Raw genomic sequence first — 23,380 nt, 5'->3', positions numbered from 1 at the left:
GATATGAACGGAAACAGAGTAGATCTAATTAACGCTTTTTATGATAATGAAAGGTTCAGGTGGTATGTAAATGATATTGAAAATGGAGATGCTGTTAATGGTAAAATAAACTTTGCTGGGTTTACGCCTCACGGGAGACTTGCAAATTACGTTGCGCCGACAACGCCACCACCGGTCAACCCGGTTAAGATTACCGTAGAAATGGACGGCCCCATTACATTAAACAACGGCATTACAATGAGCAAAGTATCTACCAGTGCTCATATCACTGTTATAGGCGATCAATATCATTTTACATTCATCCATATTGATGAAAACGGATGTTATTTTTTGGTTGATTCTTCCAGTTGCATTTTAAATATGCAGAAGCATGATGTAACTGTATCCAATATCAAAAATTATCCGCCCTGGAGTGATTGGCCACCCAGTTGCGATGGCTGCCGGTGGCAATGGACCAATAAAGAAAGCTTAAAAGGATTAGTTGAAATTACCGGGATCGCTTCTTCTCAAATTACTCAGGCAGATGACACGCATCCTCTACCAAATGTAAACATCAGCTTTTCCCCGTCGACAGGCAACACACCTTCAGCAAGAGTTAGCTGCCCGCGGAGTTCTCCTATCACGGTGCCGAGCAAGCCTTTCCCTGCAAGCCCACAGGACATCAATTTTGATATTGATGGAGATGATGTGATTATTCATGCTGCAGGAAAAACAGGCCGGAATGAATTGGTGATCCAGGGTAATAAAGAGAAAGCAATACTTTATATATATAAACTATGAGAGTGTTTGCAATAAGGTAAAAAAATTTGAAAAAATTCCACCGCTTTTATTAAAACCCGATAATTAACGTTATGCCAGCTATGGGAAATTTCTGAAAAGTTCTGCACTGGCATAACGCTTTTACAACTTGCTTTCACCCTTTCGGGTGATTTTTGAAAATGCTGTTAGAATCACTGTTTCGGGGTATTGACTGGCGCATACGGGTTTTATATTTTTGGATAAGATACTTAATTGTTTAACCCTTCTCAATTAGATTAATAAATAATCATGTTTCGTAAATGATTTATGAAAAACTAATAAGATGAGAAAGTTTCTAAATTCCGGTTTTTTAATTTCGGTTATTTTGTCCGGTTTACCCGCATTCTTATTACATGCTCAGACAAGAATTAAACGTGGGCCAAAATACGACACGATCATTCGCAAACATGTAACAAAGCCTTTTGTAAAACCAACAATAAAACCAGGGATCTTTTTGCCGGTTCCGGAGTTCATCAACCAGCCATATTATTATGACAGTGATCATAATACTTTGATTAAACTGGAAAACGTGATGGCTCAATTGAATACTAAAAAGAAAACATTTGGTCTCAAAGGCATCAAACAATTTTTGAGTATGGACGGCTCTTCGTCTAAAGTTCGTTTCACGACAAAAAAGAACATTGAATTTTTTATAAAGACCAGCGGCGATGTAATCGATCTTACCTCATACATTAAGCTTTACCAGTTTTTACCTGCCGATCAAAAAAGAGCTGTAATTATCAATACAAAAGAAGGTGTACTGAATGATAAGGAGGAAGCAAAAGGCAAACAAATAAACATCAGCGTGAAATCCATTTCAAAGGATAATTACCAGGTGCAACTTCCTGAACAAATGCAAGCGGGAGAATACGGTTTTGTATGGGTAAAAAACATGGACCTAAAAGAATTTACCGTTTTTGCTTTCGGTATCGATTGGAAGACCAGCGATTAATATGGCTTATTCTATAACAATATAACGGATACGACTATTCTAAAAATTAAAATTTTTTTTATGCGAAAACTTATTATTTATTTATTGTTTTTAAGCCCTTTATTTTGTTCAGCCCAGGGCCTGGGTATCGGGCTAAAGGCCGGTTATAATTTTGCCAATGTCAGCAATGCATCTTCTATAAACAACAGTAGCCGGGCGGGGTACTTATTTGGGATATTTCTCGCCCCGCAAACCAAAGGCATTATTACGTCGAGGCACGAATTCATTTACTCGAGGCAGGGATATAATTTTGATAATGGCACAACAACCGGCAATGTCAACCTAGACTATATCATCATACCTCAAATGCTGGGCATCAACATTACAAAATTTGTTCAATTGCAATTAGGAATGCAAATGGCTTTTTTGCTAAATGCCAAAGCTGATAGTGCCAGCAAGAATGGCGGCAGTACGGGCAGTTATCCATCTGTTATGGGGTACTATAACCAATTTGACTATGGCTTTGGCGCCGGGGTGGAACTTCACCCGGTATTGGGTTTGCTTGTTGGAGCCAGGTACAATGTGAGCCTCAATAAGATGTATAAGGGTCTTCAAACCGGGGAGATGCCATCCTTTTCCAGCGCTGACGCAAAAAATAATGTTGTGCAGATTTTCGCCGGCTGGATTTTTGGGAAAAAGAGCAATTCAAAAAAGAAAAATTAATCACCTTCTCAGAATAATCAATAGTTATGAAAAAGATATCTTTTTTAGTCATCTCTTTACTGACAGTTTCCATAATTTATTCGCAAACTTATCCCGATCCGGAATTTACTAACGAGCCCTACTACCTGCAAAAAAAAGATACCACTTATAAATTGGTAAGGCTCGAAAAGGGCACATCCACCATGGAAACAAAAACAAAACTTGCCGGCTTTGGCGGATCGGAAACAGTATATACAATGGATGGCAACTCGTCGTCCGTGCGTATTAAGGCAGGTAATATTCCTTCATTTATAGTTTCCGCTGGTGCCGGGTCTTCAAAGAGTACAGGATCCGATCATTCGGATTCTGTTATGCGTGCCAATGGAGTTGACCCTAACCTGATTCAGCAGGCAATGGGCGGCATGATGGATCCTGCAACGAGGTATACATTATACAAATCAGAATCAGGAGGTGGCCAAAGAATTATTTTGATTCAAAAAACTCATGGAGGACCTTTTGCAAGTAAAAAGGTAAAAGTGAGTGAAAAGTTTACATTCAGTGTTAAACAAATCCGTGAGGGTTATTGGGAATTAATTCCCGACAAAATGCTGCCACCCGGTGAATATGCATTTTCAGCACTCGATAACTCAGCGAGTTCTGCAAGGGGGCCTGGTGTTTTACTATTTGCTTTTGGCATTGATTGAGCAATTTCTCTACCTGCCTTTGAATGCACAGCTAACGAAAAGGCATAGACGCAAAATATTATTAATTGTAATTCAGCAATTGGCCGTTATCTTTTCTACAACTTGATGATGTCTATTCTTTAAGGAAGCTTTGCGCCGAACCATCTGCAAATTTGATAACATAAGTTCCTTTTGGCAGTGCATGTACATCTACCTGTTGTTGTGCGCCGGTTATTAAAATATTTTGAACAAGCCTTCCGTCGGCTGTATACAGCGAAGCGGTCGTTTTTATAAGCTTATCGCCGCCCGTGTTGATATTGAGTGCCCGTATTGCCGGGTTAGGGTAAAGGGTTATTCGAGCCGATGCATCACTGTTAATCCATATAATCTGACTATAGGTAAACCTGTCATCAATATCCACCATCTTAAGTCGGTAAAATAATTTACCATTATAATTGCCATTATCGTTAACAGCGTATTTATTATTGCCATTACCTGCAATAGTACTAACGGTAGCTATTTTAGTAAACTTTACTCCGTCGCTGCTTCGCTCCAGCTCAAACGATTTTGTATTTACTTCACTTGCTGTTTGCCATTGCAAATGGTTAAAGCCCATCTGTTTGATCCCGCTAAAATTTAGCAGGCGTAGGGGCAAGAGAGGTGAAGTATTCTTATAATATATAATAGTTCCATACTCTTCGCCGATAAAAAGATCCTGATCGCCATCGCCATCTATATCCACAAAACTGGGTACAGAAAGACTTCCAATATCCACTCCATTCAACGGATTATTTACCCCGGTCTGTGCAACAAGAACCGGTGCAGCAGCTGTTCCGGTATTTTTATAGTAGTAAAGGGTTCCATCACCGGATCCAATAAAAGCATCTTTATCTCCATCACCGTCTATGTCTACAAAAACTGGAGTGGAATAGGTGCCAACAGACACCCCGTTTAGAGGGTTATTTGCGCCTGCCTGTAACACAAAAACAGGAGAAGTAGACGTGCCGGTGTTTTTGTAATATAGAATTGTTCCATCATCCTGGCCTATAAAAGCATCCTGGTCACCATCATTGTCAATATCTACAAAAGTGGGGAACGAATACATGGTAACGCTTACAGCGTTAAGTGGATTATTAACTCCGGTTTGTGCAACGAAGACCGGTGCTGTTACAGTACCTGTATTTTTGTAATAGCTAACCGTGCCGTAAAATGAGCCTACAAAGAGATCCTTGTCGCCATCGCCATCTATATCTACAAAAACAGGAGCAGACCCAGAGCCCACGGAGACTGCATTAAGGGGGTTTGCACCGCCCGTTTGTTCAACAAATATCGGTGCGGATGCAGTGCCGGTATTTTTAAAATAGTGAACGGTACCATTGACTTCGCCCACGAACGCATCCTTATCTCCATCGCCATCTATGTCCACAAATGTGGGTGCTGAATAATAACTAACACTCACGCCATTAAATGGATTGTTCGCACCGGTTTGCAAAGCAAAAGTTTGTTGAGCTGATGCGGGAGTTGCAACACTAAGCCCCGCAGCGATACAGGCGGCAGCCACGGAAGATTTTACGGATATACCTAACTGTTTTGCATACCTGCAAATTCGGTTCCATATTTGCTTTTTCTTTTGTTGGGTATAGCTGGCAAATTTTCCTGACCGGATATTTTTTTCCAGCCTTGCCAATGCCTTATAATAATTATGGGTTGTTGGGTAAAACTTTGTATTCAAAATACTAGGGAGTTTGATTGGTAAAGTAGATATGCCGTAAGATAATTAAATTATTCGTTCAAAAATTATTTTTCGGGTTGATCTGCCCAAAAAACTGCATCTGGCGAATGCAAGGCCAGGCGATTTCGTCTTCTGTAACAAGAGTCATTGTGGTTTGGTCTATTACCAGTCCCAACGGTTTACCAAAATCCCGCGAGTCATTTGTTATAAAGTATTTTAGGCAAAAATATTACTGAACAATATTAAAACCCTCTTCGTTGATTGTTTTTATAATAAAATCAGTAAGATGTTTTGCAGATTGTTCAGGAGTTTCCGCGTGAGTTTTAATTTTTAGATCAGGATCAACAGGCACTTCATATGGATCGCTGATACCTGTGAAGTGCTTGATATGATCCGGGTGCCCTTCAGGTAAAAGTGCCCGGCGGTAAAGGCCTTTAGGATCTCTTTGTTTAATTATATTGATCGGACATTCAATATATACCGTCCTGGTAAGAAGGCTTGATTGTTGTAAGGTCCTGCGGGATTCTTCATAAGGATTGATAGCGCACAGAAGTGAAATAATTCCGTGTTTGGCCAGCGTTAGTCCCACAAACCCAAGCCGGCGGATATTCTCCATACGATCTGCTCTGGAAAAACCTAAGTCATGGCAAAGATGCTGCCGGTAGTCGTCACCATCAAGCAATTCAACTTTATAGCCCAGTTTAACGAGGTTGCTTTTGGTAATACGTGCAATAGAAGATTTTCCGGCACCGCTTAGTCCGGTCATTTGAATTAACAGCATTTACTTGAGTTAAAATGAATTACCGCAATGTTTTTATTACTGCAAATATGAATTTAATTTTAACGATAAGCAACAAGGCACATAATACTAAAGGTTTGGCATCAGGACACAAGACTGGTTAGCATCTTTAATAATACCGGCAAAAATTCCGGCAGAAAAATATATTGCGGGTAGCCGGTCCCGTGAGCGGATGATCCTGGAGACATTTATTTGTCCCATTATTAATCTTTCAAAATCATTTTTCCATTCAAAAATCATAGTTATCCACATAGGTCTAATAAATATTTCATTAATCCAAAGCTTCTTATAATTAGGTTTGCACTATTGAAAAAAAAAGCGGCACAAAAATAAGTTGACCTCGGTGTAGGCTGGAACTATCCGCCGCCGATTTTTGATAAACGCATTTTTTTTTTACAATTTTTGTTTTTTACTGGATATCGGATTTTAAAGGCTGTATTTTTATACAGCCTTCATTTTTATATGCAATTGTGTAGGATCGGTTTTTGGCTGGTGCCAAAAATATTAATTCAATAGTCTTGTCCTTCCTATTAATTTCCTGCTTTAATAAAAGGATTCAGGCAATAAAAAATCGTCGTAACTTTAAAAAACACACACTAATATTGCTTTGATTCTGGCAATGCAATTGTCTTCCTTTGTTGACAACCTCCCCATAGTAAAACAAATGAAAACAAAGCAACTTGAAGCCGTAAAAAAGCTTCAGCATATAGAAGAAATATACCGGTCAATGATCGGAAGAATTTCTGATGGCCTTGTATCGCTCGATAAAGAAGGTTATTATACTTATGTAAACAGCAAAGCAGGTGAAGTTCTTAACCGTAAACCCCGTCATCTTCTTGGCAAAAAAATCTGGAAAGAATTTCCCCAACTCCTGGACGAACCTTTTTTTAAGTCATATGAAAAAGCCGTTAGTACCCATGCTTATGTCTTCCTCGAAGTATATGACCGCTCAGTTGGAAAGTGGATTGAAAATCATATCTATCCATCGCCCGACGGAGTTTCTATTTTATTGATAGATATTACGGAGCGTAAAAAAAAGGAATCAAATTTTGTTAAGCTGGCTAAACGCAATGCACTCATACTTGATGTGATGCAATACAGTTTTTTACTAACAGACGCGGAATTAAATATTATTGACGTTAATCCTGCGTTTTGCACAGCGCTTGGTTATACATATGAAGAATTATTAAAGATGAATGTGGCAGATTTTGATGTGGCAATTGCACCCGATGAGATTAAACAAAACTTGAAAAAGACTATTGATTCGGGTATTATTAGATTTGAAACAAAAAATAAAAAGAGAAACGGAACTGTTATAGACGTAGAGGTAGTACTAACCAAGATGGAAATAAACGGGCAATATTATTTCGCTTCTTTTGGTCGTGATATTTCGGAAAGTAAAAGAGCAGAACAACAAATAATTAATGAGAAAAAATTATCTGATTCCATTATCAACAGTCTGCCCGGAATTTTTTATTCTTATGATAAAAGTGGAAAGTTTTTGCGCTGGAATAAAAATTTTGAAACAGTCTCCAAATATACCACGGAAGAAGTAGCGGCTATGCGTCCACTCGATTTTTTTGATGCTGATGAAAAAGAAGTATTTAAGAAAAAAATAGAAGCACTTTTTGAAAAGAGAATGTCAGAAGTAGAAGCAAATTTTTTTACAAAAGAAAAAGAAAAAATACCTTATTATTTTAATGGTAAACTCGGCTACATCGACGGGCAGGAATGCCTGTTAGGAATGGGTATTGATATCTCTGAACGAAAAAAAGCCGAAGAAGCATTAAGATTGATGGAGGCTGAAATATTAAATCAGAAAGTGCAGGATCAGAAAACGGTAACCAGGGCAATATTGAAAGCTGAGGAAGCCGAGAGAAATTATATAGGACGTGAGTTGCACGATAACATTAACCAAATACTGGCTTCTACAAAATTATACCTAACCATGGCCGGAAAGCAAGATACAAGATTACATAATTTGATTAAATATCCAATCGAATTAATCGACAACACTATAAATGAAATAAGATTATTGAGCAGCAAAAACGTAACTCCGGTAAAAAATATTAATCTAAAAGAACTGATCCAATTATTGGTAGAAAATCTTAATGTAAATACAAGGTTAAAAACAATTTTCGACTATAAGATCACTAACGACATTGATGATGACGATTTAAAAATAAATATTTACCGCATTGTTCAGGAACAGGTAAACAACATATTGAAACACGCTGCAGCAAGGCACGCAAACATCTCCATAGAAATGATTGAAGATGCAATACGGATTGTGTTAACCGATGATGGCAAAGGCTTTGACACCAAAAAAAGAAAAGAAGGCATTGGCCTGACCAACATGACCAACCGCGTTGAATCTTTTAATGGTAAAATTTGTATAGAAAGTTCGCCAGGCAACGGTTGCAAAATAAATATCGAGATACCGTATGTAGTAAAAACGAATTAGCATTATTTAAAGTCTATTATTCCCTAAGAGGTTTTCCCGCTAAGCCGCTAAGAACAGGAAGAAGGTACTTTGTGGACTCCGGGCCCTTGTGGGAAGTACCTGGTATTGTTATCAACTAGCGCCAGATTTTGATCTTCAGGACTCTTGTAACTCATAATCGATGATGCCATTTCCCTGTGCTACCTTTTTTTAAATAAACGCCCTAGCCAAAAATTATAGTGTTATCTTAAAGGCTACTGCATAATTTCCGGCTGTTTTATTTTTTAATTTTGAAGGCACCTCTATAGTTATTCCATCATTTGTTGATTGCCATTTTATTTTTTCTTTCGGCGCATCCAGTAAAATAATTTTACTCTTTTTATTTAAAGTTAGCTTCTGCAGAGTTATTGTTGACGGAAGTATTACTTCGTTGGATTTATCACTCAATACATAAGCATAAATATTCTTTTTGTCTTTCGATTGCAGGTATACAACGTTGCCATCTTCGTAGGGAGCCAGCGGAATTGTATTATATACGCCATCGGCATGTACTTTCATCCAAACGCCAATTTCTTTTAAGCGGCTATACGCAGTATCACTCCAGTCACCTTCGGGAGAAGGGCCGATATTAAGTAAAAAGTTGCCGCCTCTTGAGATAATACGAAGCAGCATGTGCACTAACTGGTTTGTCGACTTATAATGATCATTGGGTACATAGCTCCATGAGTTGCCCATTGTAATGCAACTTTCCCACGGATGAAGCAACGGCGTTGCAGGAATCGTTTGTTCGGGTGTTACATAATTTTCATATTCCCCGCTTACTGTTCTGTCAACAACCAATAAACCCGGCTGGTTGCTTCTTGCCATTTTTGCTATTCTTGCCATATCAATATCCTGGTTGTACCTGATACCACGTTGCCATTCAACAGACGTATCAACAGTCGATCTGGGCCTCACCCATCCCCCATCAAGCCAGAGAATATCCATGCTTCCGTAACCCGTCATCAATTCCTGTATCTGGTTGTAGGTATAATTTTTAAAATCATTCCAGCGGTCAGGATATTTTCTTGGATCATAATTTACGTTCCTGTCCCTCGGGGGAAAATAAGGCCACCAGTAATAAGGGCAGTGCCAATCGGGTTTAGAAAAATAGGCACCGATCATAAAACCATCTTTCCTAAATGCATTAAATACTTCCTTCGCAATATTCGCTTTTGGGTTAGTAGAGAAAGGCGTTTTCGGTGAAGTGATTTTATAATCTGTTTGCTTGGTATCAAACATACAAAAGCCGTCGTGATGTTTGGTTGTAAACACAACATACTTCATGCCGGCATCTTTCGCGGCAGCAGCCCATTTATCAGGATCAAACTTTGTTGGATTAAAAGTAGTTTGCAAATTTTCGTATGCCTTTACATAATCGAAATAGTTGGCAGCGTAAGGGCCACGCCGCTGCGTCCATCCTTCATCTTCGGGACAAATGCTCCAGCTCTCTACAATACCCCATTCGCTATAAGTTCCCCAATGCATCAGTAAACCAAATTTTATATCCTGCCAATGCGAAAGTTTTTCCTGTACTAACGGATCTTTGGGAACCACATAATTATCAGAAAAATTATGTTGTTGTGCATTGGCTCTTATACTTATCATCAATACTAAAGCGAATAGAATTTTTTTCATCATGCATTTTGAAGTTAAAGAGTACAATATATTTTTAAATAAAGTTATAGGCTTACAATTAAAATAAGTCGTTATTTAAAAATTATTTTATTGGTTGAAATGCATTATGACTTTTAACGGCAACAGATAAAAAGATTTAGTTATAGCAAGGTTAACATATATAAAGCGTTTTACATAACAGGCTTATTCTGCTGGCTTTGAGCAAAAAATTACTCCTTTCGAAAAGCGGCATTCAACTTAGTCTAATAAACTTCCCATTGAAACCAAAAAAAATTAATAGCTTTAACCTTCTGGCTATTCAAATATTTTCTTACTTCTAAATCGATTGCAATATGCAAAATTCCCGTCGTGATTTTATTAAAAAAACTGCCCTTACTGCGGCCGGTGCCTATGTTGGCGCCAATGCCTTTAGTGCCACGAGCTACCGAAAAATAATCGGCGCTAATGATCGTGTAAGAGTAGGTGTGGTCGGCTTTTCAGACCGGCACAGAAGCTCTCACATGCCATCATTTATGAATCATTATAAAGAATTAAATTTTGATATAGTGGCTGTATCAGACATCTGGAATAAGCGAAGAAACGAAGGCACCGCTATGTGGAAAACAAAAATGAACCACGACATTGTGGGTTGCCGCAACAATGAAGAGATGTATAATAAAAAACTGGTAGATGCAGTATTTGTCAGCACCGCCGATTTTCAACATGCATTGCACGCAACAGAAGCGGTGAACGCGGGATGCGATGTGTATTGTGAAAAACCATTCGCAGAAACAATGGACGATGCCAAACTTGCATTTAAAACAATTAAGGCATCAGACAGAATTGTGCAGATAGGTTCACAAAGAAGAAGTGGCACCAACTATATGCAAGCGGCAGAATTTATACAATCAGGAAAATTTGGCCCTATAAAAATGGTAGAACTTACGTGGAATGTAAACCAGCCCGGGCGCTGGCGCAGACCCGCTCTCGTAGCACAGTTAAGAGAAGAAGATACCGACTGGACAAGGTTTCTTTTGAACAGGCCTGCAGATACATATGATCCAAGAAAATATTTAGAGTATCGTTTGTTCTGGCCTTATTCATCCGGCCTTCCCGGTCAGTGGATGAGCCACCAAATTGATACGGTGCATTGGTTTAGCGGTTTAAAACATCCACGCAGCGCAGTTGCTAACGGTGGTATTTATATGTGGAAAGATGGAAGAAAAAACTGGGATACGATTACGGCTGTTTTTGACTACGGCCCTGCAGATGATCCTACAACCGGTTTCCAGGTTTCATTTGCTTCCCGTATGGATAACGGTGATGAACACCCTGCGGAAATTTATTATTCCAACGGTGGCGAATTGAATCTCATAACTAATACAGTTTCTCCAAAAGGCGGACTAACCAAGCGTTTTGCAGATGAAATGGGTATGCAACCGAATTTATTGCCAGAAATGAGTCTCGATCAAAGTGAAAAAGTCGTTGCTTCCGCGAACACGGGAGGTGATGTACTAACGAGTAACCATGTACGCAACTGGATGGAATGTATCCGCAGCCGTAAACAACCGCATGCTCCTGTTGAAGCAGGCTATAGTCATTCAATCGCCAACATTATGACTACTGCTGCATCGCATACCGGCTTAAGAGCAACTTTTGATGAAGACACACAGGAAGTAATGGTGGGCGGGAAACCGTTTAAATATTAAGACTTAAAGACAACTCATAAAAAGCCGGGAAGGCTTTTAGCATATATTCAATTTAAAACATAAGTTAGCACATCATCAGCATTTAACGCTAAAAATCGATTCCTCAATTGTAAGTATGAAAAAGAATTATTGTAAAAATCTTTCCTTTGTTATCGGGCTAATGTCATTCAGTGTATGCCACGTTTCAAACTCTTTTGCTCAGGCCAATCAACCGGTAAAAATTGTCCAGTCTAAGGCCCAGGATAAGATTGATGTATTTATAGGAAATAAAATCTTTACCAGCTTTTTATATCCAGATACTTTGGAAAAACCGATTTTATACCCCGTACGTGCGGCGAATGGAACTGTTGTTACGAGGGGATTCCCAATGAATACACAACCAGGAGATCCTACGGATCACCCACATCATTTGGGTATCTGGTTTACATATGAAAATGTAAATGGCCTCGACTTCTGGAATAATTCTTATGCGATTCCAAAAGATAAAAAGTATTTATATGGATGGATAAGGACCGATAAAATTCTTAAAACGGCTGGTGGTACAAAAGGCATTATTTCTTACCATGCTAACTGGACCGATCAACAGAAAAAAGTTTTACTGGAAGAAACAACAAAATTGGAATTTAGCGGAACAGAACACCTGCGGATCATTGACCGGACTACTGTATTAAAAGCAGATACCCTCGTAAATTTTATTGATGCCAAAGACGGCATGTATGGAATGAGGATTGCACATGCTCTACAAATTCCTTCTAAAAAAGACGAAGAATTTAAAGACAATAAAGGCAACGTGACCGTTGTAAAAGGAGGAACCGACACTATTGCCAACGGCAATTACTTAACAAGCGAAGGAAAGACAGGCGATGATGCGTGGAGCACACGTGGAAAATGGTGTAAAGTGTATGGTAAAATGGGTAATGATTCCGTAAGCATCGCCATCATTGATCATCCCGGAAACCCTAACTATCCTACCTTTTGGCACGCACGCGGCTATGGCTTATTTGCTGCCAACCCACTTGGTGAAAAAATATTTACGAATGGGAAATCTTCAAAAAATCTGCAGTTGCAAAAAGGACAATTGGTTGCATTCCGGTACAGGATTGTGATAGATGATAACGATAAAACTCTAAATGTAGACGATCTCAATAAGCTGGCTGATGATTTTGCCAGGGAGAAATAAATTTTCGTATATGCCTTCCGTTATAATAGATTGATTTCATCCCAAACTTTTTTAAGAACCGGGATTCCCTTGTCAAGGTTATTCTTTCTTGTTTCTAAAACCCGTTCGCCTGGATAAACTATTTTTTTTGTTTCATCTAACGGTAACGACTGGTGGTAGTCTGTCAAAATTTCATCAACTGCTTTTGCAATCAGCGAATGATTTTCAAGTTTTGCAATATCAATGGCAATAAACACTTGCGATAAACCATATTCAACTTCCTTCTTACTTAATTCATGAGTCGACAAACCCCCGGATAAAATTGTTGCCAGCAAATCTAATAGCAATGATAGTCCGGCGCCTTTCCAATATCCAACAGGTATAGGAGCATTTGATGCAAGAATTGCCGAAGGATCTTTTGTTAAATTACCTTCTGTATCAAATCCGCCATATACTGATAGGGTATCACCCTTCATTGCCGAAAGCTCCAATGATCCATAAGAATATTGTGACATGGCCATATCCAGCACAATAGCTTCGTCTTTATAAGGCAAAGCCATTACCAATGGATTGTTCCCAAGTTTTGCGTCTTTTGCGCCCCACGCAGGCATGTTAGCAGTGGTGTTTGTCCAACCAATATATACAAACCCGGCCTTCGCAGCCTGCCAGCCATAAGTACCGCCACGCATCCAGTGGTTAGTATTTCTCAAAGCAACGGAACCGATACCGAATTGCGTTGCCAGTTTCATGGCAATATCCGTTGCATAAATGGCATTGCTGATACCAGGACCAAGATTACCATTCCACTGCTCCAGGCCGCCAAACTTATTTTCGAGCGTCGGCGTTGCATCGCCAATTACATAACCATCTATTATATATCGAATAAATCTGGGAAAACGATTAACGCCATGCGTATAGATTCCATCTAAACTACTGTCGGTAAAAATAGATGCGCATTCTAAAGCCCTCAATTGGGTAAAACCATATTTCAATAAAATGCCTGTAAAGATCTCCTGCATTTCATCTGCAGGTATCATAATTATGGCTGGGGTTTCCTGCATTTTTATATTTAAAGAGAGTGATATCTAATCCACTACATCGCCTTCAAGGTCGTAATCAAAAGCACTGGTAATTTTTACATTTACAAAATCGCCAGGCGATAATTTTTTTGATGAATGGACGATTACTTCGTTGTCAACTTCAACACTATCAAATTCAGTTCGACCAAGATATCTTCCGGCTTCTTTTTTATCAATGATCACTTTGAAAGTCCTACCAATTTTTTCTTCATTTTTCTTATAAGAGATTTCCTGTTGCACCTCCATAATTTCCTGTGCCCGTAATTCTTTTGTTTCTTCATCAACATCGTCAGTCAAATCGTAAGCAGAAGTATTTTCTTCATGCGAATAAGTAAATATTCCGACGCGGTCGAACTCAATTTTTTGCAAAAAAGTTTTCAATTCTTCAACATCATTCTGGGTTTCTCCCGGGAAACCAGCTATGAGCGTAGTTCTTAAACAAATGCCCGGTATTTTATATTTGATCTCCCCAACTATATCTTCCATTTCTTCCCTGGTGATTTGCCGCTTCATGGCTTTGAGCATTTTATTGCTCGCATGCTGCAAAGGCATATCAAGATAATTGCAAATATTCTCCCGCTCTTTCATTGCGTCAATTATTTCCATCGGAAATTTTGAAGGATACGCGTAGTGCAGTCTTATCCATTCCAAACCGGGAATATCAGCCAATGCATGTAATAATTTTGGCAACTCCCGCTGCTTGTAAATATCAAGGCCATAATAGGTAAGTTCCTGTGCAATCAGCATAATTTCTTTTACGCCACGCTGCACTAATTTTTTTGCTTCGTCTACCAAAGATTCGATGGGCCGGCTTACATGTTTTCCCCGCATTAACGGAATTGCGCAAAAAGCACAGGTACGGTTACAGCCCTCGCTTATTTTCAGGTAGGCGTAATGGTTAGGCGTACTTAATAATCTTTCTCCAACGAGTTCAGCTTTGTAATCGACATCAAATTTTTTGAGCAAAAAAGGCAATTCCATTGTTCCGAAAAAAGCATCTACTTCAGGAATTTCATCTTCCAGGTTTTGTTTATATCTTTCGCTGAGGCAACCGGTAACATAAACCTTATCCAGCTTTCCACGCCTCTTTAATTCTACCTGTTCAAGAATCGTGTTGATACTTTCTTCTTTTGCTTTATCAATAAATCCGCAGGTGTTTACTACCACTATATTATGATCGAGCTTTTTACTTTCATGCAATACATTCACATCTGCAGCTGAAAGCTGGCCACTCAGCACTTCACTGTCGACCATGTTTTTGCTGCATCCTAAGGTGATGATATTTACTTTATCTTTTTTAAGCTTTGTTCTCATGAAAATTCTTTGCCACGAATTACACTGATTTACACGAATTTTTTTTATATCAATTCACTAATGAACCCAATAAACTGAGTAACTATTTAACCCCTTCAAACAAACTATCTACAAATTCTTTTTTATCAAATACCAACAGATCCGTTGCCTTTTCACCCACACCTATAAACTTCACCGGAATTTTAAACTGATCGGCGATGGCCAATACAACACCACCTTTCGCTGTACCATCAAGTTTGGTAATTGCAATTGCCGTTACATCTGTAGCCGCCGTAAACTGCCTTGCTTGTTCCAGTGCATTTTGCCCGGTACTGCCATCAAGAACCAACAATACTTCGTGTGGTGAGCCGGGTAATGCTTTATTTACGGAACGTTTAATCTTACTTAATTCATCCATCAAATGAATTTTATTATGAAGCCTGCCAGCAGTATCAATCAACACAACATCCACGTCTTTTGCTACCGCACTTTGAACTGCATCAAATGCCACAGCGCTGGGATCCGCACCCATGGAGTGTTTAACAATGGCAACTTTTGCCCGCTGGCTCCAGATATCCAATTGTTCCACCGCCGCCGCTCTAAAAGTATCGGCAGCGCCTAATAAAACTTTCTTACCGTTCAACGCAAAATTATGAGCAAGCTTTCCAATAGTTGTTGTTTTTCCCGCGCCATTTACACCCACAATCAATATTACGTGCGGTTTGTGTGTAGATGGTAATTCATAACTTTTGTACGAAGTGTCAACAGGAGATTCTACCAGCACATCCTGAATTTCTTCTTTTAAAATTCTATTTAGTTCTGAAGTATTGATGTATTTATCTTTAGCAACTCTTTTCTCAATTCCATCAATAATTTTAATTGTGGTATCAACGCCAACATCTGCACTTACCAAAGCATTTTCGAGATCGTCCAGTACTTCCTCGTCAACCGTGCTTTTACCGGCGATAACCTTGGTAAGCTTATCGAAAAATCCGGCTTTTGTTTTTTCCAGGCCCTGGTCGAGACTTTCCTTCTGTTCCTTCTTTCCAAATATTTTATCAAATATTCCCATTTTATAAAAATTAGTAAAGGGCAAAAATAAATAAAGCTATCCGCAACAACTGCCGGATAGCTCTTATATAAGTTTTAAGGAAGCAAAATCAGCTTGCTAAATGTTCTTTTATCTTGTCTTTATGAACAATAGATTCTTTAAACGTGTAAGAACCTGATTTCGGGCTGCGAACCGTACGCACCACTTTGGTCCAGTTTTTTGCTTCTGCGGCTGCCTTCTGATCTTTTGTTTTAATAGCGGTTTTAGCTGCTTTTGCCATTGTATATTAATTTATGGATGTTATTACTTTATTTCTTTATGAACCGTTACCTTCTTCAATATCGGGTTGAATTTTTTCAACTCCAATCTTTCCGGGGTGTTCTTTTTATTTTTCTTGGTAATATAACGGCTGGTTCCGGGTAAACCAGAAGTTTTATGCTCTGTGCATTCCAAAATTACCTGCACCCTGTTTCCTTTTCTTGCCATAACAAATGTTTAAAATATTTTTTGATCAGATTTTGGCACCACCAGCCCTCATTTCTTTTATCACGTTATAAAGACCATTCTTATTTATGGTACGGATGGCTTCAGAGGATAACTTCAATGTGATCCATTTATCTTCTTCAGCAAGAAAATACCTTTTCTTTTGAAGATTAGGAAGAAATCTCCTGCGTGTTTTTATATTTGAATGCGAAACAGTGTTCCCGGTGATGGGTCTTTTTCCTGTTACCTGACATACTCTGGCCATAATGATCTTTTTTTCGGACGGCAAAGGTAATGAAGAAATAGTTACCTGAAAAATAAAAAAAGGAGTTTTTTCAGAACGTCCCGAAACTGCCATAATGTTCCATTTTTAAGCTGAAACTGCCTGGGCATACTTTATGTGATATATAGGAAAAACAGATTATGGAAACATTTAGCAAAATAATCAATGATGATAAACCGGTGTTGGTGGATTTTCATGCAACCTGGTGTGGCCCGTGTAAAATGATGGCGCCTGAATTACAGCGTTTTGCCCAAAATAATAAAGATAACGTGAGGGTTTTAAAGGTTGATATCGATAAAAACCAACCGACAGCCAGTCAATTCAACATTCAAGGTGTGCCCACATTGATCCTGTTTAAAAAAGGAAAGGTACTGTGGCGCCAATCCGGCGCAATGAGTGCACAACAAATATCCAGCGCCGTTTTGCCTAAATTGTAAATTGTTCCCTCACCAATCAAAAAATATAATGGCTACAAATACAATAACCTCTGTGTACCAGGGTGGGATGAGTTTTAAGGCAAATGCGAAAGGGCATGATATAATAATAGATCTTGGAGAAGCAAGCGGTGGAAATAACCTGGGCACAAGTCCAAAGATTTTAATGCTTGTCTCTCTGGCAGGATGTACAGGTGTGGATGTCGTAGATATTTTAAATAAAATGAGAGTGAGTTTTTCTGATTTCTCCATAAACGTTCATGCCCACCTTACCGAGGTTGATCCAAAAATTTATGATGAAGTTGAAGTCACTTATGCTATAAAAGTTGATAAAAAAAATGAAGTAAAAGTTGAAAAGGCAGTTGCTCTTTCACAAGATAAATATTGTGGTGTAAGTGAGATGTTCAGGGCTTTTGCTAAGCTTTCTCACAAAGTTAATTTTCTTTGATTGTATTTTCGGTCGCACCGCAATTCTTATTTGGTTGTCAGTTTTCTTTCTTTCCACACTCTCGCCATTTGCAGCGAAATTGCCAGCACTATAAGTCCAAAGCCAAAGTAAAATCCAGGACCAAGAAATTTGTTTTCTTTAAAAATGACGAAAGCAAGCAAAATCGAATAGATCGGTTCAAAATTATAAGTGAGGTTAACCGTAAATGCCGAGATGTATTTCAAAGCATTCAAACTCAAAATGAAAGCGAATACCGTACATATCCACGCCAATATTAAAAGCCAAAATAGATCTGCAGCAGTTGGAATAAAATATTCCGCAGGGAAGAAGTGCAGGTAAAAGGGGACGATGAAACAAAGTGCGATAAAACCACCTGCCATTTCATACAACGTAACTATTTTGGGAGCAAATTCTTTCAACAACGTCTTATTAAAGATTGGAAAGAGGCAGGCAAGTAATGCCGAAATAATGCCAAAAATAATCCCGGTTTTATATTCAGGATAAAAATTGAATATGAGATAAATGCCTACAATTGCGAGCATCCCCAACAATACTTCAATGAAATCAATTCTCCTTTTCATTATAATCGGCTCAATAAACGATGTAAAGAAACCGATGGCCGAGAGACACGTTACTGATACCGACACATTAGCATACTTTATACTTCCATAAAAGCTAACCCAATGCAGTGCAACAACCGCCCCTACAGCAAAAAGTTTTAAAGTGTTTGCCAGGGAAAGCCGTACAAATTGTTTTCTGTAGATTAATATTATGCCAAGTGTTACTGCACTAAATAACATCCGATACCAAACCAGGATACCTTCATTTAAATTAATAAGCTTTCCAAGAATTGCAGTGAACCCGGCAAATATCACCGCGATATGCAGCTGAAGAAAAGCTTTTTTCATGCACCAAAAATATGTACGATGGATGATGTTTGATGTACGATGCCAAAAGTATGTACGATTTACGATGTTTGATGTGCGGTGTTGGAAACGTTATTTGCCTTACATCGTACATCAAACATTTTGTTTACATCACACATCAAACATTTTGTTTACATCACACATCAAACATTGCCTTAATATTAACATTCCTTTGCATAAAATAAAATCTGCTATTGTAATTGTACCATCCATAGTTTTATATTTGCCCCTGTTTATATAAAACCCCGCTATGAGCTTTAAAAAAATCAACAACATTACAGGATGGGCAATATGCATTATCGCATGCACTGTTTACTTAATGACAATGGAGGCCACCGGAAGTTTTTGGGATTGTGGTGAATTCGCCTCCAGTGCATACAAACTTCAAATTCCACATCCGCCAGGGGCACCGCTATTTATCTTGTTGGGAAGGTTATTCATGATCCCTTTTTCTGATCCGAATAAAGCTATACTGGGCTTAAACAGCATGAGTGCATTAATGAGCGGCTTTACCATTTTATTTTTATTTTGGAGCATCACCCATTTTGCCAGGAAAATACTTGAAAAGAATAATCCTAACCCTCTTACTAATGGTCAGATTTTTTCTATAATGGCCGCAGGCGCCGTGGGGGCTTTGGCTTATACTTTCAGCGACTCATATTGGTATAGCGCAGTGGAATCCGAAGTTTATGCAAGTTCCTCATTCTTCACAGCAATAGTTTTTTGGTTGGTGCTCAAGTGGGAACAGGAAGTAACCATTGAGCAAGCAAATGGTGTAAAGGGCCAATTTACTCCGGCTGATAAGTGGCTGATTTTAATTTTTTACATGATTGGACTTGCTGTAGGTGTTCATTTGTTGCCAATTCTAACGATACCTGCCATTGTAATGGTGTATTACTTCAAAAGATACAAAGCAACCAATTGGAAAACTTTTTGGGCTTTTGTTATTGCCTGCTTAATTACAGGTATCGTGCAGGTTCCCATGATTCAATGGACCATAAAATTTGCGGGTGATTTTGATGTTATTTTTAAGAATGACTTTGGACTACCATTCTTTTCAGGCTTTACTTTCTTCTTTGTGATGCTGGCGGTTATCATATTCTTTATGATACGCCTGGCAAAGAAGAAGAACTGGAACTTTTTAAAGCTCGCTATGTGGAGTTTTGCATTTGTAATACTGGGTTTCTCTACCTATTTCACGACTATGATTCGTTCACTTGCCGACCCTGCAGTGGATATGTTTAACGTTGACAACCCGGTGAGCCTTGTTGGTTATTTGAGTCGTGAGCAGTATGGCGATTGGCCAATTGTTAAAGGACAGGATTTTACTGCAGGTAATGTTGAAGGAGAACAATACAGGCCCGATTATAATAACACCAGTTATTACGTAAAGGGAAAAGATAAGTACGAAAAACTAGGAATAAAACAATCGGTTACTTACCATGACGAGGACTTGCATTTTTTCCCAAGGATGTGGGATAATAGCAATGACCAGGGCCATGCCGATTACTATGCGAGTTTTGCCGGTATAACAAAAGACCAAAAAACAGGTGCGTGGTCCAATAAACCCACAATGGGTGATAATATCGCCTTCTTTTTTGCTTACCAGTTTAACTGGATGTATTGGCGATATTTCATGTGGAATTTTGCGGGAAAACAAAATGACATCCAGGGAATAGATATGGGAAATGTTAGAGATGGGAATTGGCTAACAGGAATTTCCCCCTGGGATAACCTAAGGCTGGGTGACCAAAGTAAAATGCCAGATAGTATAAAACATAATAAAGCGCATAATACACTATTTTGCCTACCGCTTATCTTAGGAATCCTTGGCCTCATTTATCAATATAAAAAAGATAAACGGGATACACTTATTGTAATTCTGCTCTTCTTCTTCACGGGTATCGCCATCGTTTTCTACCTTAACCAGGCGGGGAATCAGCCACGTGAAAGGGATTATGCTTACGTTGGTTCCTTCTATGCCTTTGCAATTTGGATAGGCATAGGCGTGTTATATGTAAAAGAATTATTTGAAAAATTCACCGATAATAAAATTGCCAATTATGCTTCTGCTGGTCTGTGTTTGTTGGCAGTCCCGGTATTGATGGGCAGCCAGGAATGGAACGACCATGATCGTAGCCATAAGACTCTGGCAAGGGATATTGCTATTGATTATTTGGAAAGCTGTGCACCTAATGCAGTTCTCATAACTTTTGGTGATAACGATACTTATCCGCTTTGGTATGCCCAGGAAGTGCAGGGAATTCGAAGAGATATAAGGGTAATAAATTCCAGCCTTATGGGAACTGACTGGTACCTGAATCAGTTACGATATAAAGTAAACAAGAGCGATCCGATTGATGTAATTTGGACACCTGATCAGATTATAGGAAGTAAGAGGGATGCTATTTACTATTATCCAAGTGCTCCCGGCGCAAAGGTTGATCAAAGCAAGCCGATGGATTTATATACTATGATGAAGGACTACGCAGGCAGTAACGACCCTAGCCGAATGGTTCCCAACGACGACGATTATCTAAATATATACCCAACTAAAAAAGTAAAAATTCCGGTAGATACGAGTCTTGTGAGGCAAAATGGTACTGTTAATCCAGGCGATAGCGTGGTAAGTGAAGTCGATTTTGATATTCCAAAAGATGCATTAGGCAAAAATGAAAGTGCTATATTAAATATAATAGCTGCCAATAAATGGAAGAGGCCCATCTATTTTACATCGCCTTACGATGAACTTGGTTTTGCATCTTATTTAAGAACTGATGGTTTAACATACCGCCTTGTACCCGTGAAGAACAGTGAGGTAAATCGTGATTGGGCCTATGATGTAATGATGAACAAATTTAAGTTTGGAAATGCCAATGTACCTGGTGTGTATTACGATGAAGAAAACCGCAGGCATTTAAACACCATTAGAATGCAGTTTGCACAAGTTGCTATAAACCTTGCTGACCATGACAAGAAAGACGACGCAAAAAGAATGCTTGAAAAATGCAACAAGATGATGTTGCAACAAAATTTCCCTTACGGCCTAGTATCACGCAGAGAGCAACAGGACCAGATTTCAGGGCAGTTTTTACTAGCGGCGTATAAAGCAGGTGACACTGTGCTTGCTCAAAAAATATCGCAATCACTGCGGAAAGACCTTGAGCAACAAATTGCCTACTTTAATAGCCTCGACGATAATAAACAACAAGCCCTTGCCTACGAAAACCAAATTGTACAGCAATTATTGCAGCAATTGCAGGGAATGGAGCAATACTTTAAGAGTAACCCGGCCATTAATCCAGAGAATAAAACCCCTATAATAAATAATGTTCCGGTGCCAAAAAAAGAAAAGCCGGTTAACGATAAAACGCAATAATTTTTTTCAATAAATTAAAATCCCGGCATTACCTTCATACAAATAAGGTAAGCCGGGATTTTTTTAATTTAACAGTCGAACCAAACAACAAAATCAATTGTTTAGTAATTTGCTATAGAATTAATGTGTAAATACTACGGCACCACATCTTCATTTTTCGAAATAACGTTTATATATAATTAGCCGGAGGTAAATTATTAAGTACCTTATTTTTCAAGTAATCATTTTCAATTAATTTGAAATGTTACTTTATCTATTAAAAACTATAACCATGAGGGGACACAATTTTTCCAAGTTTGATCCTAATGAAAATAATAAATCTTCATTCGAAAAGCTGCTGGACATTTTCATGCAACTGCTTACTTATACAAGCGGCGATGTGGCAGAAGCCTTAAGTTGGTTAACCGAACTCGATAAAGAATACAAACTTACCAACGACGAATATGGAATGGGAGATTTTATTGAAGACCTCAAGGATAAAGGATATATTGATGAGAACCGGCAAAATGGAGAAATAAAGATTACTCCAAAGACCGAACAGGGAATTCGCAAAAAAAGCCTGGAAGAAATTTTCGGGAAACTTAAAAAAACCAAACAGGGAAATCACAATACATTCAAGCCAGGCGGCGGCGATGAAATTAATCCTGAAACACGGCCGTTCCAGTTTGGTGATACATTGGAACAAATTGATTTTACAGAGTCTATTCGCAATGCTCAAATCAATCACGGTATTGATAGCTTCACGATGCATGAGGACGACCTTGAAATTCGCGAAACTGATTTTAAGGCACAAACTTCTACGGTGCTCATGATCGATATTTCGCACAGCATGATATTGTATGGCGAAGACAGGATAACACCTGCAAAGAAAGTTGCTATGGCATTAAGCGAACTAATTACAACTAAGTATCCTAAAGACACACTGGACATTGTTGTTTTTGGCAATGATGCCTGGACGGTTGAAATCAAAGATTTGCCTTACCTGCAGGTTGGTCCATATCACACTAATACAGTTGCCGGTCTTCAACTGGCAATGGATTTATTACGGAAAAGAAAAAATCCGAACAAGCAAATATTTATGATAACCGATGGTAAACCCACTTGTTTAAAAATTGGAAAACGATATTATAAAAATAGTTTTGGCGTTGACAGGAGAATATTAAATAGATGCATGAATCTTGCAGCACAATGTAAAAAATTGAAAATTCCGATTACTACCTTCATGATAGCAAGCGATCCTTACCTGCAAAGATTTGTTACTGAGTTTACCGAAACCAACAACGGCAAGGCTTTTTTTGCATCTCTCGACAGGTTAGGTGCATTTATTTTCAAAGATTTTGAAAGCGGAAAAAGAAAGACGGTATATTAAGTTCCCTGGGAGCTTTCCACCTT

Annotated in this window: 22 protein-coding genes; 11 read left to right on the top strand and 11 right to left on the bottom strand. The window is 38.7% G+C overall.

What is annotated here, in order from left to right; genetic code table 11:
• The 4 genes from ACO1O5_RS03110 to ACO1O5_RS03095 all read left to right on the top strand — a co-directional run.
• The coding region (locus ACO1O5_RS03110) for a hypothetical protein (protein ID WP_486268374.1) at window positions 1-780 on the top strand (780 nt) is incomplete at its 5' end.
• A gap of 301 nt (window positions 781-1,081) precedes the next feature.
• The gene (locus ACO1O5_RS03105; RefSeq protein ID WP_486268373.1) at window positions 1,082-1,750 is read left to right on the top strand and encodes a hypothetical protein; all 669 of its coding nucleotides are present in this window, start codon (window positions 1,082-1,084) and stop codon (window positions 1,748-1,750) included.
• Between the two features lie 60 nt (window positions 1,751-1,810).
• Window positions 1,811-2,452, top strand: a complete 642-nt coding sequence (locus tag ACO1O5_RS03100; RefSeq protein ID WP_486268372.1) for an outer membrane beta-barrel protein — start codon at window positions 1,811-1,813, stop codon at window positions 2,450-2,452.
• A gap of 26 nt (window positions 2,453-2,478) precedes the next feature.
• Window positions 2,479-3,135 carry a hypothetical protein gene (locus tag ACO1O5_RS03095; RefSeq protein ID WP_486268371.1) on the top strand — a complete coding sequence of 219 codons (657 nt, stop codon included), beginning with the start codon at window positions 2,479-2,481 and terminating at the stop codon, window positions 3,133-3,135.
• A gap of 112 nt (window positions 3,136-3,247) precedes the next feature.
• On the opposite strand, the gene ACO1O5_RS03090 is transcribed toward ACO1O5_RS03095, so the two are convergent.
• The 3 genes from ACO1O5_RS03090 to ACO1O5_RS03080 form a co-directional block, all read right to left on the bottom strand.
• Complete coding sequence (locus ACO1O5_RS03090; protein ID WP_486268370.1) at window positions 3,248-4,846, bottom strand: FG-GAP-like repeat-containing protein; 1,599 nt, start codon at window positions 4,844-4,846, stop codon at window positions 3,248-3,250.
• Between the two features lie 229 nt (window positions 4,847-5,075).
• Window positions 5,076-5,627 carry an adenylyl-sulfate kinase gene (cysC, locus tag ACO1O5_RS03085; protein ID WP_486268369.1) on the bottom strand — a complete coding sequence of 184 codons (552 nt, stop codon included), beginning with the start codon at window positions 5,625-5,627 and terminating at the stop codon, window positions 5,076-5,078.
• Between the two features lie 87 nt (window positions 5,628-5,714).
• Window positions 5,715-5,897 (bottom strand): hypothetical protein, encoded by a 183-nt coding sequence (locus ACO1O5_RS03080; protein WP_486268368.1) that lies wholly within the window; start codon window positions 5,895-5,897, stop codon window positions 5,715-5,717.
• 412 nt (window positions 5,898-6,309) lie between these two features.
• Here ACO1O5_RS03080 and ACO1O5_RS03075 point away from each other — a divergent pair, with 412 nt between their 5' ends.
• Entirely contained in the window at window positions 6,310-8,109 is a 1,800-nt protein-coding gene (locus ACO1O5_RS03075; protein WP_486268367.1) for a PAS domain-containing sensor histidine kinase, read from the top strand.
• A 213-nt stretch (window positions 8,110-8,322) separates the two neighbouring features.
• Here ACO1O5_RS03075 and ACO1O5_RS03070 read toward each other — a convergent pair whose 3' ends face one another.
• A complete protein-coding gene (locus ACO1O5_RS03070; RefSeq protein ID WP_486268366.1) occupies window positions 8,323-9,765 on the bottom strand; it encodes an alpha-L-fucosidase in 1,443 nt (480 codons plus the stop codon).
• A 332-nt stretch (window positions 9,766-10,097) separates the two neighbouring features.
• Between ACO1O5_RS03070 and ACO1O5_RS03065 the strand changes: the two genes are divergently transcribed.
• Window positions 10,098-11,453: a Gfo/Idh/MocA family protein gene (locus ACO1O5_RS03065; protein ID WP_486268365.1), complete on the top strand. Its 1,356-nt coding sequence runs from the start codon at window positions 10,098-10,100 to the stop codon at window positions 11,451-11,453.
• Window positions 11,454-11,568: 115 nt separating this feature from the next.
• On the top strand, window positions 11,569-12,633 hold the full coding sequence (locus ACO1O5_RS03060) for a DUF6807 domain-containing protein (protein WP_486268363.1): 1,065 nt from the start codon (window positions 11,569-11,571) through the stop codon (window positions 12,631-12,633).
• 20 nt (window positions 12,634-12,653) lie between these two features.
• Here ACO1O5_RS03060 and yiaK read toward each other — a convergent pair whose 3' ends face one another.
• From yiaK to rpmB, 6 genes are all read right to left on the bottom strand, one after another.
• Complete coding sequence (yiaK, locus tag ACO1O5_RS03055; RefSeq protein WP_486268361.1) at window positions 12,654-13,673, bottom strand: 3-dehydro-L-gulonate 2-dehydrogenase; 1,020 nt, start codon at window positions 13,671-13,673, stop codon at window positions 12,654-12,656.
• Window positions 13,674-13,697: 24 nt separating this feature from the next.
• Window positions 13,698-15,005 (bottom strand): 30S ribosomal protein S12 methylthiotransferase RimO, encoded by a 1,308-nt coding sequence (rimO, locus tag ACO1O5_RS03050; protein ID WP_486268359.1) that lies wholly within the window; start codon window positions 15,003-15,005, stop codon window positions 13,698-13,700.
• 82 nt (window positions 15,006-15,087) lie between these two features.
• Entirely contained in the window at window positions 15,088-16,056 is a 969-nt protein-coding gene (gene ftsY / locus ACO1O5_RS03045) for a signal recognition particle-docking protein FtsY (protein WP_486268357.1), read from the bottom strand.
• 88 nt (window positions 16,057-16,144) lie between these two features.
• Entirely contained in the window at window positions 16,145-16,315 is a 171-nt protein-coding gene (locus ACO1O5_RS03040; RefSeq protein WP_486268355.1) for a DUF4295 family protein, read from the bottom strand.
• A 23-nt stretch (window positions 16,316-16,338) separates the two neighbouring features.
• Window positions 16,339-16,521 (bottom strand): 50S ribosomal protein L33, encoded by a 183-nt coding sequence (rpmG, locus tag ACO1O5_RS03035; protein ID WP_150413138.1) that lies wholly within the window; start codon window positions 16,519-16,521, stop codon window positions 16,339-16,341.
• Window positions 16,522-16,546: 25 nt separating this feature from the next.
• Window positions 16,547-16,783, bottom strand: coding sequence for a 50S ribosomal protein L28 (rpmB, locus tag ACO1O5_RS03030; RefSeq protein ID WP_486268352.1), 237 nt, complete (start codon window positions 16,781-16,783; stop codon window positions 16,547-16,549).
• A 158-nt stretch (window positions 16,784-16,941) separates the two neighbouring features.
• Between rpmB and trxA the strand changes: the two genes are divergently transcribed.
• Together trxA and ACO1O5_RS03020 are read left to right on the top strand one after the other, a co-directional pair.
• Complete coding sequence (gene trxA / locus ACO1O5_RS03025; RefSeq protein ID WP_486268349.1) at window positions 16,942-17,238, top strand: thioredoxin; 297 nt, start codon at window positions 16,942-16,944, stop codon at window positions 17,236-17,238.
• A gap of 28 nt (window positions 17,239-17,266) precedes the next feature.
• Window positions 17,267-17,683: an OsmC family protein gene (locus ACO1O5_RS03020; protein WP_486268347.1), complete on the top strand. Its 417-nt coding sequence runs from the start codon at window positions 17,267-17,269 to the stop codon at window positions 17,681-17,683.
• 26 nt (window positions 17,684-17,709) lie between these two features.
• Here the strand turns inward: ACO1O5_RS03020 and ACO1O5_RS03015 are convergent, their stop codons facing one another.
• Window positions 17,710-18,591, bottom strand: coding sequence for a DMT family transporter (locus ACO1O5_RS03015; RefSeq protein WP_486268345.1), 882 nt, complete (start codon window positions 18,589-18,591; stop codon window positions 17,710-17,712).
• A gap of 268 nt (window positions 18,592-18,859) precedes the next feature.
• Here ACO1O5_RS03015 and ACO1O5_RS03010 point away from each other — a divergent pair, with 268 nt between their 5' ends.
• Window positions 18,860-21,988 carry a glycosyltransferase family 117 protein gene (locus ACO1O5_RS03010; protein WP_486268343.1) on the top strand — a complete coding sequence of 1,043 codons (3,129 nt, stop codon included), beginning with the start codon at window positions 18,860-18,862 and terminating at the stop codon, window positions 21,986-21,988.
• A gap of 241 nt (window positions 21,989-22,229) precedes the next feature.
• Window positions 22,230-23,357, top strand: coding sequence for a vWA domain-containing protein (locus ACO1O5_RS03005; RefSeq protein WP_486268341.1), 1,128 nt, complete (start codon window positions 22,230-22,232; stop codon window positions 23,355-23,357).
• The last annotated feature ends 23 nt before the right edge of the window (window positions 23,358-23,380 follow it).

Source organism: Ginsengibacter sp. (assembly GCF_057362405.1).
This window is presented reverse-complemented; position numbering and strand designations above follow the sequence as displayed.